Origin of the sequence: Thalassolituus marinus, assembly GCF_020320395.1 — a bacterium.
GTDB lineage: Bacteria > Pseudomonadota > Gammaproteobacteria > Pseudomonadales > Oceanobacteraceae > Venatoribacter > Venatoribacter marinus.
Window position 1 is genome coordinate 123,659 of sequence record NZ_JAEDAH010000020.1, and the last position, 18,361, is coordinate 142,019.

At 51.8% G+C, this 18,361-nt stretch carries 15 protein-coding genes and 4 tRNA genes; 9 read left to right on the forward strand and 10 right to left on the reverse strand.

The window, feature by feature from the left end; all coding sequences use genetic code 11:
• Positions 1 to 293: 293 nt before the first annotated feature.
• Both I9W95_RS04895 and pdxB read left to right on the forward strand, forming a co-directional pair.
• A complete protein-coding gene (locus tag I9W95_RS04895) occupies positions 294 to 2,420 on the forward strand; it encodes a molybdopterin oxidoreductase family protein (RefSeq protein WP_225672443.1) in 2,127 nt (708 codons plus the stop codon).
• Positions 2,421 to 2,494: 74 nt separating this feature from the next.
• Positions 2,495 to 3,637, forward strand: coding sequence for a 4-phosphoerythronate dehydrogenase PdxB (gene pdxB / locus I9W95_RS04900; RefSeq protein ID WP_225672445.1), 1,143 nt, complete (start codon positions 2,495 to 2,497; stop codon positions 3,635 to 3,637).
• An 8-nt stretch (positions 3,638 to 3,645) separates the two neighbouring features.
• Here the strand turns inward: pdxB and I9W95_RS04905 are convergent, their stop codons facing one another.
• On the reverse strand, positions 3,646 to 4,077 hold the full coding sequence (locus I9W95_RS04905) for a hypothetical protein (RefSeq protein ID WP_225672447.1): 432 nt from the start codon (positions 4,075 to 4,077) through the stop codon (positions 3,646 to 3,648).
• 10 nt (positions 4,078 to 4,087) lie between these two features.
• Entirely contained in the window at positions 4,088 to 5,305 is a 1,218-nt protein-coding gene (locus I9W95_RS04910; protein ID WP_225672449.1) for a pyridoxal phosphate-dependent aminotransferase, read from the reverse strand.
• A gap of 201 nt (positions 5,306 to 5,506) precedes the next feature.
• On the opposite strand from I9W95_RS04910, the gene msrB reads away from it, so the two are divergent.
• The 3 genes from msrB (at position 5,507) to I9W95_RS04925 (ending at position 6,923) form a co-directional block, all read left to right on the forward strand.
• Complete coding sequence (msrB, locus tag I9W95_RS04915; RefSeq protein WP_225672451.1) at positions 5,507 to 5,905, forward strand: peptide-methionine (R)-S-oxide reductase MsrB; 399 nt, start codon at positions 5,507 to 5,509, stop codon at positions 5,903 to 5,905.
• Between the two features lie 73 nt (positions 5,906 to 5,978).
• Positions 5,979 to 6,455, forward strand: a complete 477-nt coding sequence (locus I9W95_RS04920) for a glutathione peroxidase (protein ID WP_225672453.1) — start codon at positions 5,979 to 5,981, stop codon at positions 6,453 to 6,455.
• Positions 6,456 to 6,464: 9 nt separating this feature from the next.
• The gene (locus tag I9W95_RS04925; protein ID WP_225672455.1) at positions 6,465 to 6,923 is read left to right on the forward strand and encodes a MarR family winged helix-turn-helix transcriptional regulator; all 459 of its coding nucleotides are present in this window, start codon (positions 6,465 to 6,467) and stop codon (positions 6,921 to 6,923) included.
• Here I9W95_RS04925 and I9W95_RS18480 read toward each other — a convergent pair.
• Entirely contained in the window at positions 6,901 to 8,976 is a 2,076-nt protein-coding gene (locus I9W95_RS18480) for a response regulator (protein ID WP_225672457.1), read from the reverse strand. The genes I9W95_RS04925 and I9W95_RS18480 overlap by 23 nt on opposite strands.
• A 71-nt stretch (positions 8,977 to 9,047) precedes the next feature.
• Entirely contained in the window at positions 9,048 to 9,788 is a 741-nt protein-coding gene (locus I9W95_RS04935; protein ID WP_225672459.1) for a hypothetical protein, read from the reverse strand.
• Positions 9,789 to 9,913: 125 nt separating this feature from the next.
• Here I9W95_RS04935 and I9W95_RS04940 point away from each other — a divergent pair.
• From I9W95_RS04940 to I9W95_RS04955, 4 genes are all read left to right on the forward strand, one after another.
• Positions 9,914 to 9,989, forward strand: a tRNA-Glu gene (locus I9W95_RS04940).
• Positions 9,990 to 10,002: 13 nt separating this feature from the next.
• Positions 10,003 to 10,078, forward strand: a tRNA-Gly gene (locus tag I9W95_RS04945).
• 215 nt (positions 10,079 to 10,293) lie between these two features.
• Positions 10,294 to 10,369 (forward strand) — tRNA-Glu (locus I9W95_RS04950).
• Between the two features lie 46 nt (positions 10,370 to 10,415).
• Positions 10,416 to 10,491 (forward strand) — tRNA-Gly (locus tag I9W95_RS04955).
• Positions 10,492 to 10,843: 352 nt separating this feature from the next.
• On the opposite strand, the gene I9W95_RS04960 is transcribed toward I9W95_RS04955, so the two are convergent.
• The 6 genes from I9W95_RS04960 to I9W95_RS04985 all read right to left on the reverse strand — a co-directional run bounded on the left by I9W95_RS04960 (position 10,844) and on the right by I9W95_RS04985 (position 18,318).
• Positions 10,844 to 12,199 (reverse strand): hypothetical protein, encoded by a 1,356-nt coding sequence (locus I9W95_RS04960; protein ID WP_225672460.1) that lies wholly within the window; start codon positions 12,197 to 12,199, stop codon positions 10,844 to 10,846.
• Between the two features lie 240 nt (positions 12,200 to 12,439).
• Entirely contained in the window at positions 12,440 to 13,690 is a 1,251-nt protein-coding gene (locus I9W95_RS04965) for an NAD(P)/FAD-dependent oxidoreductase (RefSeq protein ID WP_225672462.1), read from the reverse strand.
• A gap of 85 nt (positions 13,691 to 13,775) precedes the next feature.
• Positions 13,776 to 14,939, reverse strand: coding sequence for an alginate export family protein (locus tag I9W95_RS04970; protein ID WP_225672464.1), 1,164 nt, complete (start codon positions 14,937 to 14,939; stop codon positions 13,776 to 13,778).
• Positions 14,940 to 14,977: 38 nt separating this feature from the next.
• Positions 14,978 to 15,844, reverse strand: coding sequence for an ABC transporter ATP-binding protein (locus I9W95_RS04975; RefSeq protein ID WP_225672466.1), 867 nt, complete (start codon positions 15,842 to 15,844; stop codon positions 14,978 to 14,980).
• A gap of 16 nt (positions 15,845 to 15,860) precedes the next feature.
• The gene (locus I9W95_RS04980) at positions 15,861 to 16,865 is read right to left on the reverse strand and encodes an ABC transporter permease (protein ID WP_404818743.1); all 1,005 of its coding nucleotides are present in this window, start codon (positions 16,863 to 16,865) and stop codon (positions 15,861 to 15,863) included.
• A 70-nt stretch (positions 16,866 to 16,935) separates the two neighbouring features.
• Positions 16,936 to 18,318, reverse strand: coding sequence for a CmpA/NrtA family ABC transporter substrate-binding protein (locus tag I9W95_RS04985; RefSeq protein WP_225672551.1), 1,383 nt, complete (start codon positions 18,316 to 18,318; stop codon positions 16,936 to 16,938).
• Between the last annotated feature and the right edge of the window lie 43 nt (positions 18,319 to 18,361).

Genomic DNA, 18,361 nt, shown 5'->3' on the forward strand with positions numbered 1-18,361 from the left:
GATCATTAGTCCCCCTGATGTGCATCATTCATAAGATTAATGGTTGGTATAGGCGCTATTTTTTCAGTTTATCGGGGGGGCGGATCGGATTATCAGGAACAGATCCGCAGGTCGCAACTGGCCCCGCGGCCCGCCGTGGCGGGGCTTCAGGGCGGTGTAATGACCCTTGTTGCAGGTCTGGCTGATCCTGAGTTTTGGCACAAAAGGCCTGTTCCGTGCCATTGAGTAACCGGTATAGTCGAAAAAAACAATAAGCCCGACTTTAGTCGGCCATCTGCAGCCAGGACATCAGCATGACCATTCAGACGCACAAACGTACCTGTAGCCTGTGTGAGGCTACCTGCGGTATCGAAATTCGTTATGACGACAAAACAGGCGACATTGCGTCTGTCAAAGGCGACAAGTCCGACCCATTCAGTCGCGGCTATATCTGCCCCAAGGCTACGGCATTACAGGATTTGCAGAATGATCCGGATCGACTGCGCCGGCCGCTGAAGCGTACTGCCGATGGTTGGCAGACCATCAGCTGGAAACAGGCTCTGAAGGAAGCTGCCGACGGCCTGGCTGGAGTGCAGCAGCGCTATGGTCGGGATTCAGTCGCCAGTTACCTGGGTAATCCCAACGTACATAACTACGGCAACCTGCTGTTTGGGCCGATGCTGCTGCGTGCCCTGGGGTCAAAGAACAAGTTCTCGGCTACCTCCGTCGATCAGCTTCCGCATCATATGGCCAGTCTGATGATGTTTGGCCATCAGCTGATGATTCCGGTGCCGGATATTGATCGCACGGATTTTCTGATTGTTATGGGCGGCAATCCGCTGGCCTCTAACGGCAGTCTGATGACGGCGCCGGATATCAAGAATCGCCTTAAGGCCATTCGTGGACGTGGCGGCAAAGTTCTGGTCATCGACCCGCGTCGTACAGAAACGGCAGATGTTGCTGATGAGCACTGGTTTATTCGTCCGGGGCAGGATGTGTTCCTGCTGCTGTCGGTGTTACATGTCATGCTGCATGAATACACTCAGACACTTCCTGAGTTGCCTGCCTATGTTAAAGCGGCTGATTTAAAAGAACGGGTTAAAAGCTGGACGCCGGAAGCAACCGAGGCACGTACCGGTATTGCTGCCACACAGGTTCGTTCACTGGCTGAGCAGTGGCTGCAGGCCCGTTCAGCCGTTTGCTATGGCCGTATGGGCTTATCAGTACAGGAGCACGGCGGACTGTGCCAATGGCTGATTAATGTGCTGAACATAGTAACGGGTAATTTTGATCGTCAGGGTGGGGCGATGTTTACCCGCCCGGCGGCGGATTTACCTGCGGTGACCGCTGCTCAGGGTGGGCGCGGACATTACGCCAAATACCACAGTCGTGTTCGCGGTTTACCGGAATTTGGCGGCGAGCTGCCGGTGGCGACACTGGCCGAGGAAATTCTCACCGAGGGCGAAGGACAGATCCGGGCGTTGTTTACCATGGCGGGTAACCCGGTTATCTCAACCCCGAATGCCAGCCAGCTGGATAAAGCGCTGGGATCGCTCGATTTTATGGTGTCGCTGGATTACTACGTCAACGAAACCACACGTCATGCCAACCTGATTCTGCCACCGTGCGGACCGTTAGAGCGGGATCACTATGATCTGATATTCAATGTGCTGGCGGTGCGTAACGTTGCTAAGTACTCGGCGCCGCTGATGAAGCGTGATAAACAATCGCCGGAAGACTGGCAGATTCTGGCCGGGTTAACCAGGCGTCTGACGCGCGGGCCGCTGAAAAAGCGCCTGATGACGAAGCTGACGTTGTCAGTTATGAGCTGGATGAAGCCGCAAGGGATTCTCGATCGTTTGCTGCGCTCCGGCCCTTACAAACTGACGCTGAAACAGCTGAAGCGGCAGCCGGAAGGTATGGATCTGGGGGCGTTAAGTTCCTGTATGCCGGCGCGGCTGTTTACCCGTGATAAGCAGCTGGATCTGACGCCGCAGGTGTATGTCGACGCGCTTGAGCAATTGTCGGGCAGTTTGTCAGAGCCGGCACCTGAGTTTGTGTTGATTGGCCGCCGTCATATTCGCTCGAATAATTCCTGGCTGCATAACAGCCAGCGCCTGATTAAAGGGAAGTCACGCTGCACACTGATGCTCAATCCGCAGGATGCCAGTCGTCAGGGGATTGAGCAGGGGGCAACCGTTGAGGTCAGCTCCCGTGTTGGCTGTGTACAGGTCGAGGCCGAAGTGACTGAAGAGCTGATGCCAGGTGTGGTCAGTCTGCCGCATGGCTGGGGTCATAATTACGATGGCTCACGCCTGACAATCGCCAGTTCAGCGCCCGGCGTTAATTGTAACGAGCTGACCGATGATCAGTTTGTTGACCGTCTGACCGGTAATACCGCGCTGAATGGTGTGCCGGTTAGCATTCGCGCCATTGGCTGAGGTCATCTGTGGCAATTGTCTTTAGCGCTGACAATTGCCAAAATGCCGAATCCTTTTCTTAAGAGCAGAAGCCTGTGCACATAGTTGCTGACGAAAACATTCCGTTGTTAAACGAGTTCTTTGGTGAAATCGGCGAGATCACCCGGGTTGAGGGGCGCTCTATGAGCAAGTCCGACCTGGAGGGCGCAGATATCCTGCTCGTGCGCTCGGTAACGAAGGTTAATCGTCAGCTGCTGGAAGGTACCACGGTTCGTTTTGTGGGTACTGCCACCATCGGCACCGATCATATCGACACTGACTATCTGCAGGAGGCCGGTATCGCCTTTGCCAGTGCCCCGGGTTGCAATGCCCAGGCAGTGGTTGATTACGTGCTCAGTGCGTTGTCTGTGGTGGTTGATGAGCGCGGTGTGCAGTTCTCCGACTTGTCGGTGGGCATCATCGGCGTTGGTAATGTTGGTTCTTTACTGCGTGCCCGGCTGGAATCTATGCGTGTAACGGTGCTGGCGGTTGATCCGTTCAGGGACCCGGAAGAGGTGGGAGAGCTGGTTTCTCTCGATGAAGCGCTGACAGCTGATGTGGTGACGCTGCATACCCCTCTGACCAAAGATGGCGAGCATCCGACCTGGCATCTGATTGATGCAGAGCGTCTGGCGCAGATGAAAACAGATGCCTGTCTGATTAACTCTGGCCGTGGCCCGGTGGTGGATAATCAGGCGCTGCTGGCCCATATGCGGGCTAACCGCAATTTTGAAGCGATTCTGGATGTCTGGGAAAACGAGCCAGAAGTTGATCTGGACGTTATGCACCGTTGCTTACTGGCAACTCCGCACATTGCCGGTTATTCGCTGGATGGCAAAATGCGCGGTACCGAATATGTGTATCAGGGCTTGTGTGAATTCTACGGTCTGCCGATTCGCCGCAAACTGGCGCAGTTCCTGCCGGAGCCAGGCGTTAAGCGGGTGAATTTCTCCGATCAGGTGCCGCTCAATCAGGCGTTGCGTACCGCGATTCGTGCAGCCTATGAAATTCGGGTCGATGACGGTGTGATGCGCACGGCGATGAAGCGTTCTGATGATTTGCGTGCGACCTTTGATGCTTTGCGGAAAAACTATCCGTTACGCCGAGATATTCCGACCCTGCGTGTCGGTGTACCGGCTAAGTGTCATGATCTGCAGGATGTGCTGGCCGCGGCTGGCTTTGATGTGCGGATTAAATAACAGCCTGTCTACGCCTGCTGGCTGGCCAGCAGGCACTCTCTGATCAGCTCTCCGACCCACAGCGAATCGTTTTGCAAACGAGCGAATTCCAGTACCTGAAATACCGGTGTTGCGTCCGTTAAGGCGCCGTTATGGTCACGCAGGTAGTGGTTTTCGACAGGCGGGATCAACCGGGTAAAGGCCTTGCTGGTAAGAACAAAGTCATCCACCGAGTCCTGGCGGTTGATGTTGCTGAAGCGGATAAATCCTTCTTCCTGTAACCATTGCACAGCGCCCAGTGCTGCCATGTGGCGGGGGCTGTGCAGGCCGAATTCGTCAACGGTATCGGGGCCGGAAATATCTTCGATAAACAGCGGTTGCTGGCGCGGAAAGGCGCGCAGCCCACTCAGCAGAATGGCTGCGCAATCCATGTAGAAGTCATCGATATGGACGTCCAGCATGGTGGTTTCCTCAGGCCTGACGATAACTCGCGAAGAACTGCTGAGTTTTTTCCATGGCCGTGTTCAGATCTTCCGGACGAGGCAGGAACACCACGCGGAAATGGTCCGGGTATGGCCAGTTAAATGCAGTACCGTGAACGACCAGAATGCGCTGTTGTTCCAGCAGATCGAGCACCATGCGTTCGTCATTGCGGATATTAAATTTCTTAATATCGACTTTCGGGAAGCAGTACAGCGCCCCTTGCGGTTTGGTACAGGATACGCCCGGAATCTCGTTGAGCATCTCCCAGGCGATGTCGCGCTGCTGACAGATGCGGCCTTCCGGAGCAACCAGGTCATTAATGCTCTGATAGCCACCCAATGCAGTCTGGATGGCATACATGGCTGGCACGTTAGCGCACATACGCATGGAGGCCAGCAGTTCCAGACCCATGATGTAGTCGCGTGCTTTGTGTTTGGCGCCACTGATGATCATCCAGCCGGAGCGGAAGCCTGCCAGACGGTAGTTCTTGGACAGACCGTTGAAGGTAATGATCAGCAGGTCGTCGGCCAGTGAAGCCGTTGAGGTGTGTGTGGCACCATCAAACAGGATTTTGTCGTAGATCTCATCGGAGAAAACAATCAGGTTGTTCTGACGCGCGATTTCCAGCATCTGCGTCAGCATTTCTTCCGGATAAACGGCACCCGTCGGGTTATTCGGGTTGATCAGCACCAGTGCGCGGGTTTTCTCGGTGATCTTGCTGCGCATATCGTCCAGATCCGGCATCCAGCCAGCACCTTCGTCACAGATGTAATGCACGGCGCGACCGCCGGACAGAGACACAGCACCGGTCCACAGCGGGTAATCAGGTGCTGGCACCAGAACTTCGTCACCATTATTCAGCAGGGCCTGCAGTGCCATAACAATCAGTTCTGACACGCCGTTACCAACGATAATGTCTTCGATGGCTACGTTTTTAATGTTCTTCTGCTGGGCGTACTGCATGATGGCTTTACGCGCAGAAAAAAGACCTTTTGAATCGGAGTAACCTTCGGAATCAGGCAGGTTGTAAATGACGTCCTGAATGATTTCTTCCGGCGCATCGAGGCCGAACGGCTTTGGGTTACCGATGTTCAGTTTCAGAATACGATGGCCTTCTTCTTCCAGACGCTTCGCCGCTTGCAGTACAGGTCCACGCAAATCGTAAAACACATTCGCCAATTTGTTGGATTTGAGAATTTCCTGCATGGGGATGTACTGCCTTTGATTAGGTTGAAAGCAAAAAGGAAGATGGCATGATACTCCTCAGACGCGGGCTCTGAAAGTGGCGCAGCGTCTGAGTTTGTTAAATAGACAGGCCGATCACAGATTCGTTCTGGCTGACCGGCAAATCGGCTGCAATATCCGCCAGGCAAGGGCTCGAACCAGGGTTCGCGAGGAACTGAAAATATGAAGAAAACGGTTAAATCACCAGAGGAGTGGGCCGCTCAGCTCGACCCTCAGACTTATCACGTGACCCGTGAGGCGGGTACTGAAAGGGCGTTTACCGGCGAGTACTGGGATTGCAAAGACGCGGGTGTATACCATTGTGTTTGCTGTGGCGAGCCGTTGTTTTTGTCCGACAGTAAATACGATTCTGGTTGCGGCTGGCCGAGCTTCTTCCAGCCTTTGTCCGGGGATGCCATCGATGAGCATACCGACACCAGCCACTTTATGGTCAGGACAGAAGTTCGCTGTAGTCGCTGTGATGCACATCTGGGGCATGTGTTTACGGATGGCCCGGCACCGACGGGTTTGCGTTATTGCATCAACTCGGCATCACTGAAGCTTAAGCGGGAGCACGACTGAGGTTGTGTTTCTCTTTTGGTGGATATATTGTGCACAATATAGTTGTTTTCAATTTATATGGAGGGTTAGCCCAATGTCTGTTTTGCAATACACCATGCCGTTGCTGAATGGTCAGCCTCAGGATCTGTCTGAGTTCCTTGGTAGCGTTGTTCTGATTGTGAACACCGCCAGTGAGTGCGGTTTTACCTATCAGTACGAAGGGCTGGAGGAGCTGTATAAGAACTACCAGAATCAGGGGTTAGTGATTCTCGGCTTTCCGTGTAACCAGTTCGGTCAGCAGGAGAAGGGTGGCAGCTCTGAGATAGGCGCGTTCTGCCAGAAAAATTACGGCGTTACCTTCCCGATGTTCGAAAAGATTGAAGTGAATGGTGCCGGCGCGGCTCCGCTCTACAACGATCTGAAAACACAGGCCCCGGGTATTCTCGGAACCAAAGGCATCAAGTGGAACTTTACCAAGTTCCTGATTAATCGCCGTGGTGAAGTGGTCGGCCGTTATGCACCGACAACCAAACCGGAAAAGCTGAAAGCCGACATCGAAAAACTGTTGTGAGTCGGTTAAATGACTAAGGACACTGCGCCACAGTTGCATCTGGATAATCAGCTCTGTTTTCCGGTTTATACGCTGTCGCGATTGATTACCCAGGCTTATCAGCCATTGCTGAAAGCGCTGGGCCTGACCTATCCCCAGTATCTGGTGATGCTTGTCCTGTGGGAGGCCGATGAGAAGGGAGAACTGCCGGTTCAGGTTCGCTTTATAACGGAAAAGTTGCTGCTGGATACCGGGACGGTGACACCTTTATTAAAGCGCATGGAAGAGGCTGGCTTACTGCAGCGCAGGCGATCTTCTGTGGATGAGCGGGTGGTGGAAATTTATCTGTCGGAGCAGGGGCGTTCGCTGCGGTCGCAGGCTGAAACGGTTCCTTTTGAACTGCTCTGTCGCACGGGTGTAGATCCAAAACGGGGTATTGCTATGCGTGATGAAATGCTGGCGATGATCAGGGTGCTTCAGCAGAGCTGAAATCCTGCCCGTCTGATTCCAGCCACTGCAACAGCGTTGCCTGAATCTGGTCCTGGGTGAATGGCTTGCTGATAAAGTCATTCATCCCGGCGGTCAGACAGTTGTGACGTTCCTGCTCGCCGGTCAGCCCCGTCAGCGCAATGATCGGCGTTTTCATATTGATTGAGTGTCTGCGAATCTGGCGTGTTGCTTCCATGCCATCCATCACCGGCATCTGGCAATCCATCAGTATCAGGTCGTAATGTCTGCGCCGGCATTGCTCCAGCGCCTGCAAACCGTTATCAGCGGTTTCCGGTGATATGCCCAGATTCTTCAGAAACCGCTGGCACAGCATGCGGTTGATCGTGTTGTCATCAACCAGTAGCAGGTTCAATGCGCGTTTCGTTGCTTTGTTGTCGGGCGTCAGGTGCTGCAGATCGTTTAGCAGATGAATAGGGCGGTATGGCTCTCCGTCTGCCAGCAGCGTCAGTGGCAGTGTAATACCTGCATGGGACTGGGACGCGTCATGATGGTCGGTGAGGGTCACGCTGCCGATGCCTTGCTTGTCTCCCGCCAGATGAAACGGAACATCCCAGGAGCTGAGCCAGCGTTTGATCTGTTCATTGAGAATGTCGTTATCAATATCCAGAAACAGTGCTGTATGACGCAGCTGATGTTTGAGCGGCAGTAATTCGTCTTCAAGCCAGCGAGCCGGCAGGCTGCAGCGCAGAATAACCTTACCGTCTTCCTGGGTGAGAACATCCATTCGTCCCTTCATCGCTTTTGCTATGGCTGCGACAGCACCGGATGCCAGCGAGAAGTCATCGTTGATAATGGCATTCAGCTGGCTACAGGCCAGGCTGAAGTGGTCTCCGCCGAGGTCGATCTCCAGCTGGTTATGACGGTAACGAGTGGTCAGGCTGAGGCTGTCGGCATCTGTCTGGTCAGCGATGTTAAACAGGCCCTGAATCAGCAGGTTGAGGCGCTTGCGTGCCAGAATAAGTTGTCCGGGGGCTTCCAGTCGCAGTTGCAGATTTTCGGGGCGGTAATCCTGATGCTGAAGGGCTTCATGGATATCCACGAGGTCCGGAGATTCTGGTATTTCAACCACAGTGAGGCGTGCGGCCAGATTGATCAGATTACTGAGTTGCTGTGCCTCATCGGCGGGCAGGCTGTTTTGCAGGGGCGTAAGAAACTTACGCATCTCTGGTTCCAGTACCGACAGCAGAGGAACGGCTCCGGAGTCATGTTCTTCGGTGGGCAGGCGGGTGGGTTTTTTATGTAAATCGCTCAGCGCTTCTGTTCGTTTGCGAACCAGCATCTCCAGCTTTGCCGAATATTCACTCTGGTCCGTTTCCTGTTGTCTGCGGTCCCGGATATGTTGCTGCAGCAGCGTAAACAGCTCAGCAGCAGAGCGCATAAGCAGGCCCAGCTCGTCGTCTCTGGCCGCTTTCATTTCTGATAAATCCACCGACTCAATATTACTGGCATTGATGGCTGAGATACGGGCGGAAAGTTCCTGCAAAGGACGTGTTATACGACGGTAGAACGCGGCATAAACGAATGCGCTGACGATGGTGGCAAACAGCAGGCTGAATCCCAGTGTCTGACGCAACGTCAGGTAGAATTTCCGGGTTACCGGACAGAGGTCTGTCTCAATGATGAGCTTTCCCAGATGCGTGCCGGCATAGCTCAGAGGGGTAACGTCAATGGTTGGCTCGCCAAACAGAAGGAAGTCTGTTTCGCTTAATGTACATGCCTGTGTTGAATTGGCTTTGGCCTGTATGGTCCCCTGCGTGTTCAGCACGATAACTGAGGCAATACCTGAGTACTGGCTTAATCCATCGGCCAGATGCTGGTTGAGGCGACTATTGTAGTTAAATGTGGCGAGATTAAAGGCAGGCAGAGTCGCGGCCAGCAGCTCTTTGCGTGTTCCTTCCTGTTCCTGTGGAAGTGACTTCAATAGTTGCAGGGCTGTAATCAGGCTTACAAGCAATGCCAGGCTCAGTGCCAGAATAGCGGACTGGACAGCCAGCCGGAACGCCAGTCTCTGTTTGCCTGATACTACCTGCACATGGTTCTCCAAATCCCTGAAGTCTGTATTGCACTCTATACGACAATAGCGTCTTAAGTCAGCCTGCTTCGTCAGAAATGCTTTTTCTTCCAGGCTTCATCTTCCGCGGCCAGGGCTTCTGCGCCTTCTTCCAGTCGGGTGCCTGATTGTGACTCCTGATTGGCTTTAATCAGCTCCTGCAGAGCATCATCGACGCCTTTTGCTGCGTCGGCCAGGGCGTCTGGCAATGGATCGAGCTGCTTATAAGCGGCCTGAGCCTTTTTGTACCAGCGCATAGCCTGTTGAGGGTTAGACAGTGTCATTGAGCCTCTTGCTCGACTTTCATAGACAGTGGTTGCCAAACGGGTATTGAGAATACGTGCCTCGCTCAGTAGTGGCTTTGCGGTGTTCGCGGCTGTCGTTCCGTTCTTATAGGCTTCTTTCAGATACTCATTGAATCGCTGCAGGAGATTCCTTAGTTCCTGAGCTTTCTTGTGATCGGAGGGCAGTGGCGAAGGAGAGGGAGTGTGATCCTGCCACTGTGTTGCCAGCTCCAGCCCCCTGTGGGCTCTTTTTTCGATGGGGGCTTTCAGGGTCTCAAGCTGGTGGTGATGATGATGTATCTGGGCGACAAGAAAATTCAGTCCTTCGCGACTCAGCCAGGGCATAAGTGCTTCACCGATGACTGATATCTCACCAATGGCATCGGTATGTACCAGTGCCTGCCGCGCCCGCTCCAGGCGTTGTTGTTCCTGCCAGCGTAAAAACCAGAGTGCCCCGACGGAAGCCCCTGCGGTAAAGATGGCAAGCAAAACCAGTAACGTCGTAGACATGCGGTGAATTCCTTTCTGGCCCATTCCGGCTGGAGGTAACTTATTTAGTGTAGACAAAAAATCTTAAAAAGAGGGGTTGACGATTTCGGGGTACATCCCTAGAATGCGCGCTCGCTGACAGAGACGTCCCCATCGTCTAGAGGCCTAGGACACCGCCCTTTCACGGCGGTAACAGGGGTTCGAATCCCCTTGGGGATGCCAACTTTTCAGTTGCGCGGGAATAGCTCAGTTGGTAGAGCACAACCTTGCCAAGGTTGGGGTCGCGAGTTCGAATCTCGTTTCCCGCTCCAAATTGAAAAGTAGGGTATTGGGATATAGCGATATGTCTGCCGGAGCGACCTGGGGTCGCGAGCTGGAACGCCAGCCCGGTCGAATCTCGTTTCCCGCTCCAAACTAAAAGTTTGAAGCGCCACCAAGCGTCAAAGTCAGGAAGTTGTTGATTTAAAAGAAAAAAGTTCTTGCAAATCAACAAAAGCATTGTAAAATGCGCAGCACGTTTAGCGATGTCCCCATCGTCTAGAGGCCTAGGACACCGCCCTTTCACGGCGGTAACAGGGGTTCGAATCCCCTTGGGGATGCCATCCTTCTTTAAGGTGGCATTACACAAAGGCACGCTAAGCAGCATTTGCGGGAATAGCTCAGTTGGTAGAGCACAACCTTGCCAAGGTTGGGGTCGCGAGTTCGAATCTCGTTTCCCGCTCCATATTTATGAAAGCCCGGCTTACAGCCGGGCTTTTTCTTTTTGCGCGCTCAACGGTTTGTCAGTCCCTTCCATGGGACTGATCCTGCGGATTCGCTGCGCTCACGCAAAAATGTTCCCGACATTTTTGTCCCGCTCCAAATTCGAAAAGCCGGATCAGCAATGGTCCGGCTTTTTTATTGGGCCGCGGCAATGGGTTATCGGGCCGCCTGACCCTGCGGATTTGCTGCGCTCGCGCTCAAATGTTCCGGACATTTTTGTCCCGCTCCAAATTCGAAAAGCCGGATCATTGCTGATCCGGCTTCTTATTAGCGGAGGTCTTCATAATAGAAAGGGCTTAAGCTCCCTTTTATTCTTACCACTGCATCGCGCTGACTTCTGGCTTGTTCTTCACTTCTGAAGAGGTTTTGCTGTCAACTGACTTCATGTAGTCACTGAACATTGCTTCTGGTGAATCAATGGTACTGATGTCATCACCACTGCTGCGGTAAAGGTCAACTTTCGTTTGAATGGCAGGAGGGTATGCAGAAAAACTGCCACTGGACCAGCCATCATTTTCATACATAAAGAGATTCCAGTTATTACCCGTAACTTCTGTTGTTTTGGCAATATAGGTTTTAGTCGAGTCGTTGGTAATCTCTTTGCGCGCGCGTAGTACTTTTCCATCAAACTCATTAGCGATGCCACGGAAACGAATGAGCATATCCTGTTCACCAACAGCCAGAACGGAGACAATCAGGTTGCCTGAGCCTGCGCTCGTTCCATTGAAGCGGGACACCTGGAAATAAGTAACTTCTGAAGCGATTTTAGATTTATCCAGTTCAGGAAGAACCTGACGTTCCGGGGTTTCCAGAAATGTCTTCATCTCTTTCTTCAGTTGTACAATATGATCAGGTAAAGACTCTCCAGCTTCTTCAGCAACGGCCTCGTAGTATTCAATCTCGTGAATAACATCACCCGCATGAACACGCTTGGAAGCGTGCTTTTCTGCACTGTTAAAGTTGTTCACTTTCTGGTCAATATCTTTGCTTATTTTAGCCAGTTTCTCATTGCCCTGATTCACGCGCTTCTGGGCGAGGAGATTCTTAAGGTCCTGATTATCCGGAAAGGATTTCAGTGCTTGTTCAAGGCTGTAAACGATTTCTGAAGCTGGCCAATCAATCGTTGAGAAAGTGTCTACGAGATTTTGACTGATTTCACCAAGTGACACTGCATAAACAGCATTGGTATCGACAATCGTTATAATATCTCCCTTCTCAAGGTTTCCAGCTTTAACCCGGAAGATATTTTCTGCAACCTGTTCGGCCTGAACATCGAGTACTTTTACAAAATCCGGGTTAACAATGGCAGCCGATTGTGCGTAAAAACGCGGAGCAAGACGCTGTAAATCAACCACGTTGGCTGCATTGATAATGAGTTCAAAGCTATCAATATCATTATCCAGAGGAACGTGAGTAACCTGACCTAATTTATTCAAACCAAGTTCGCCACGAAGAATGTATTCCCCAATATGGTAGAACTGGTGCTTTCCTGTACGAAGGTAATAACCAATTGCACTTGGGTATTCAGTTAGCGGGGCAACTTCTGATTGTGACTTCTGTGTCATTTTTTCAACTCCATTTAATTGTTGGTTAGAATGGCTTTCCGAGGGAATTCCAAGAAAACTGAGAGCAAAGACAAAAGACATTGCGACGGTGATATTTTTTTGCATTGGCCATTTCCATTGGCACCACTTTGAGTGGGGATGTTAAATGCAGTCTCTATTCCTGCAATATCCCTTGTTGTTACAGGTAAGTTGACTGCGTTTTCCCGGCTTGGTTTGCCTTGGGCTGATTACATAGGGTAATCCCTTTATCTTCAGCGCTGGCCATGCAAACACAAGCCAGCATCATGATCAATAGCTGCTGATTCATGACTCAGCATATTTTCCTAGCCAAATAGACTTTACGCGTCATCCCGTCAGAGTGATCCTGCCGAAAATCAGGTTTGAACGAATATCGGTTACCGCTTCGCTACTGTCCATCAGCTCGTAATACCACTGGCTGTCGTTCACATCGCCAACGCACAGTGCGCCGGCAATACGGTCGTTACGCAGAATAATTTTGCGGTAAATGCCAGCCTGCCGGTCGAGTAACTCCAGTACGTCATCGTCTTCTTCCGCTTCGTAGCGGCCGATGCTGTGAATATCGACTCCGGATACTTTCAGTTTGGTCAGGTGCTGCCGTTCCTGATAAGGCTCCGATAAGCGCACACCGGATTGAATGTCAGAAGGATGCTGAATGAGGCTGGCCAGTACACGTGCCTGATCCCAGATCGGTGCAACCAGGCCGTAGGTATTACCGTTAAATTCGCAGCATTCACCCAGCGCGAACACCTGTGGGGCAGACGTGCGCATGTGTTCATCCACCAGAATGCCCTGAGCGCAGGCGATACCGGCGCTTTCTGCAATTTCTTTATTCGGGGTAATACCGGTGGCAAAAATGACCAGCCCGGTGTCGATCTTCAGTTTCTGCCGTGCGTTGCTGATAGTGACCGTCTGAACCGTCTGGGCACTGCTGTCGGTTTGCAGCTGGTCAGGATTAAAACCGGCTTTGACATCGATACCACGCTGTTCCAGTTCCATCTGTAGTAAGGAGGCGGCGGTGGCGTCCAGCTGACGGTTCATTAAAACCGGATTACGGTGTACCAGGGTAACGTCTATGCCGTGTGCGCGTAATCCAACGGCGGCTTCTACACCCAATAGGCCAGCGCCAATCACCGTTGCGTGGCGGATAGCCGGTATATTGTCAAACAGTGTGTCGACGTCGCGCATGGTGCGGAAACCAATAACATTACGGGCGTTACTACCGGGTAATGCAGGAATCCATGAGCGTGAACCGGTGGCAATAATCAGCGCCTGGTAAGACAGGCGTTCACCGTCCGCACAGATAACCTGCTTTGCTGCGGTATCAATTGCGCTGGCGGATTTTTGCAGATGAACCTGAATGCGGCGCTCTTCGTACCACTGGCTGTCATGGGCGGTAATCGCCTCTAGGGTCGTTTCGCCGGCCAGTAATGGTGACAACATGATGCGGTTATAATGAGCAATACTTTCATCACTGAGCACCTGAATGCTGTCGAAAGGGTGTTCGCTGCCCAGTTCTTCCAGAACCCGGTTGCTGGCCATACCATTGCCAATAATGATCAGTGTGTTGTTGCTCATATATTCACGCGTTGTCTGTAATTATCTGCAATAAAAAAGGGAAGGGTGGCTACGCCACCACTTCCTTTCTGCCCGTTATGACGGATCAGAATTTCGCTTCGCCCCATACCCAGAGTTTGTCGGTGTCTGCACCGGCATCACCCTTGGAGTAAGCGGCGTATTTCACACCCAGACTGAAGTTTTTATCGATCGCTTTGGCAGCCAGCAGGTTGACTTCAGAGCCGAGGTCGGCGCTGCCTTCGTCCGCTTCATAGCTGTGATAAACCGCCAGCAGTTTTACACCGGAAACCGCACCGCCCACTTTGGCGTAGGTGTCGGACAAACCAACCGCCGGAGTAGTGGCGAGGAATTTATCCGCCCAGCCGTTAAAGGCGTGTTTGGTGGCCAGTGGCGTATCGAAACCATAATTACCGCTGTCGCTGCCCAGCGTTTCATTACCAATACCAAATGACACGCCGGATACGGTGACGCCGGCTTCCAGTGCGTAATACATCGCGTCGGAGTCGGTACCATTGGTTTCGTTACTCTGGGTGGCGATTTCGGCACGGTAATTAATGGTCAGATCATTGACCGGTTGTTTACCGTCAAAATACGCGCCGTAGGTATTGGTGGTGCGGTCAATGTCGTCGTAGTCGATCAGGTAGGCATAGCCGACGATTTTCCCCGCCGCCAGGCCGGTATAGGCTGCGTTCAGTGCATGAGCGCTGACATCTACAGATTTGAAGGCAATGTTATTCACCTGATCAATGTAGGCGTAAGACACCGATACCGCGTCTTTTTTGTAGTTAAACAGTGCCGCGTCGTAGGTCTGTTCATTCTGACGCCATCCTACATTGCCGATAAAACGAGCATTATCCAGAATGATGCGCTGACGACCAATCACAGCAGCGAAGTTATCTTTGGCGTAAGACAGCTGAGCCCGGTTGATTTCGGTGTTAGCAGGGTCCGCTACGGTGTCATAGTCGGTATCTTCCGGAGCGTACTCGTCAACAACAGCGCGTACATCTTCCAGTTCAGCCAGAACTTTTACACCACCCATCGATGGTGTTTCGTAACCCAGGCGGGAGCGCACAGTCAGCGCGGTCGCTGCGTCGGCACCACCCTCGGTGTCATTGGTTTCGTAACGCAGACGAAAATCCGCGATAACATCACCTTCTTTCAGTGTTTCCACAATATCAGCCTGTGCCACAGAAACCTGTGACATGGCGATGCCCATTGCTACAGCTAACAGCGTTTTTTGAGGTTGCATGGCTTTCTCCTTGGTTTGAAGCCCAATGATCACTTAAATTACGCGACTTTATTTTTCTCAGCAGAAGGTGCTTCTGCTGGTTGGTCTGCCTTTTTTGCCGGGCTGGATGACGGTACGTCATCGACCTTGCGTTGCTTTTCGTACAGAAAACTCAGTACCTGCTGACGGTACTTGTTATAAGCAGGGTCATCTGCAAGTTGAATACGGTTACGGGGACGTTCCAGATTTACGTCCAGAATTTCGCCGATTGTTGCGGAAGGACCATTGGTCATCATGACGATGCGGTCAGAGAGTAAAACGGCTTCATCCACATCGTGTGTAATCATGATGACGGTGTTGTTCAGGTCTTTCTGAATTTCCATCAGAGAGTCCTGTAGGTGAGCACGGGTCAGTGCATCAAGGGCACCAAATGGTTCATCCATCAGTAGTACATCTGGCTCCATGGCCAGAGCACGGGCAATACCTACACGCTGTTTCATACCACCGGAAATTTCATCCGGACGTTTGTGCATGGCATGAGTCATGTGAACCAGATTCAGGTTGTGCTCAATCCATTCCTTCATTTCGGCTTTGAATTTTTTGCCTTTAAATACCTGTTTAACCGCCAGTTCTACGTTTTCGTAAGCGCTCAGCCAGGGCAGAAGAGAGTGGTTCTGGAAAACCACTGCTCGTTCAGGGCCCGGCTCGTTCACTTCTTTACCGTTAAGAACAACACCGCCTTCGGTCGCTTGCAGCAGACCTGCAACAATATTCAGAACTGTCGACTTACCGCAGCCAGAGTGGCCGATTAAAGAAACAAATTCACCCTGTGGAATTTTCAGGTTTACATTCTGCAGTGCGCGGAATGAACCTTTAGGGGTATTAAATTCAATGCCAGCACCGGTAATTTCGAGCATTTTATTCATAGTCATTCTCCAGTGATTAGCGCAGGGTTGCTGATTTGTCCCAGGACACATAACGCTGAATCATCAGCATGATGCGGTCGAGCAGGAAACCAATTAAACCGATGGTAATAACGGCAACCATAATGCGGCCCAGTGAGTCAGATGATCCGTTCTGGAATTCATCCCACACGAACTTTCCAAGGCCTGGGTTCTGCGCCAGCATCTCGGCAGCAATCAGTACCATCCAGGCAATACTCAGCGACAGACGCAGGCCGGTGAACATCATTGGTACAGAGGATGGCAGAACAATTTTGATAACGTGGGTCATATAGTTCAGGCGCAGTACCTGGCTTACGTTTTTCAGGTCCTGAGATATTGAGGCCACACCCACAGCAGTGTTAATAACGGTTGGCCACAGGCAGCACAGCATGACGGTAATCATTGAAGTAACGAATGACTTCGGCACCATAGGATCATCAGATACATACAGAGCACTCACCACCATGGTTACCAGTGGCAGCCAGGCAAGAGGGGATACCGGTTTAAAGATCTGGATGATCGGGTTAAACGCTGAGTACAGGTTGGCACTCAGACCAATCACGATACCCAGTGGTACAGCGATCAGTGATGCGAGGAAAAAGCCGCTAAGCACGGTTACCAGTGAGGTGCCGATCTGATCAACGTAAGTCGGCTTACCTGTGTAAGGGCGGATCTTAGGAACATAATCAGGATCTTTTTCCATGCGTTCAGCATTGCGTTTTTCCTGACGCTCGTAGAATGCTTCAGCTTTATCACGTTCTGCAATGTGTTCGCTGATCAGGTTTTGTGATTGTTCAATAACATCAGATGGTCCCGGAAACTGACCGAGTGATGTGTCAATACTGCTGGCAGCAGCATGCCAGATCATCAGAAAAACCAGGATACCAGCCAGAGGAATTCCGATCGTACGTACGATTGTCTGGACGTTACGGCTTACGTCTTCACCTTTGGCGATATTTACCAGAGGTTCAATCCAGGGCATGTTCAGCAGTGAAATATTCATGGGTCTTACTCCTGTTGGCAGCCAGCCAGTCGGCTGGCTGCCGAGGTTGTTTCAATCTTGTTCAGTCGGCTCAGATTTTGTCTGCGCCTTTCAGACCGATTTCAAATTTCTTCAGGTATTCGTTAGGCTTGGTGCCATCGTAGGTGATGCCATCAATAAAGCCTTTCTGAGGCGCTTTGAAGCCAGTTTCAGTGGCGAAATCCGGGAAGTCTTTGGCTTTCAGTTTGCCTTCCGCAATCAGTTCTTTAGCCGCTGCCGCGTAGATGTCCGGACGGTAAACTTTCTTGGCCGTTTCCATGAACCAGTCATCAGACTTTTCTTCGGAAATCTGACCCCAGCGACGCATCTGAGTCAGGTACCAGATCGCATCTGAGTAGTAAGGGTAGGTGGCGTTGTAGCGGAAGAATACGTTGAAGTCCGGCACGTCACGCTTGTCGCCTTTCTCGTATTCGAAAGTACCGGTCATTGAGTTAGCAATAACCTCGTAGTCGGCACCAACATACTGCGGCTTAGACAGAATTTTTACTGCTTCAGGACGGTTTGCGTTGTTGTTCGCATCCAGCCATTCCGCTGCACGAATCATCGCTTTCACGACTTTCTTGTGAGTAATAGGGTATTTGTCAGCCCATGCTTTGCTCACACCGAATACTTTTTCCGGGTTGTCTTTCCAGATTTCGTAGTCAGTAATTACTGGTACACCAATGCCTTTAAATACAGCCTGCTGGTTCCATGGTTCACCTACGCAGTAGCCGTAAATGGTGCCCGCTTCCAGAGTGGCTGGCATTTGTGGTGGTGGAGTAACGGACAGCAGAGCATCTGCGCCGATCTGGCCGGAAGAGTCACCTTTATGTGGTGCGTAGTAACCCGGGTTAATACCACCGGCTGCCAGCCAGTAACGCAGCTCATAGTTGTGGGTAGAAACCGGGAAAACCATTCCCATGTTGAATGGCTTACCTTCAGCTTTGTACTTATCAACCACTGGCTTCAGTGCATCCGCTTTGATCGGGTGAACTGGTTTGCCGTTTTCGTGAGGGATGTTCTTTTTCATCTGTTGCCAGATGTCGTTAGAAACCGTAATGCCGTTACCGTTCAGGTCCATGCTGAATGCGGTGATGATGTGAGCCTGGGTACCGAAACCGATGGTCGCACCCAGTGGCTGACCCGCCAGCATGTGAGCACCATCAAGCTGACCGTCGATAACGCGATCCAGCAGTACTTTCCAGTTAGCCTGTGCTTCCAGGGTGACGTACAGGCCTTCGTCTTCGAAGAAGCCTTTTTCGTACGCAACGGCCAGAGGCGCCATGTCAGTTAATTTAATAAAGCCGAATTTCAGCTCTTCTTTTTCAGCGTATTCTTCTGCCGAAACGGATGGCATGCCCAGCGTTGCTGCACCTGCGGCCAGAAGAAGTGCACTTTTCATTAACGTGCGGCGTACGGTATTGAGTCCTCGCATCATTGCGTCCCCTTTTTAAAGCACAAAAAAAAGGCGCCACAAC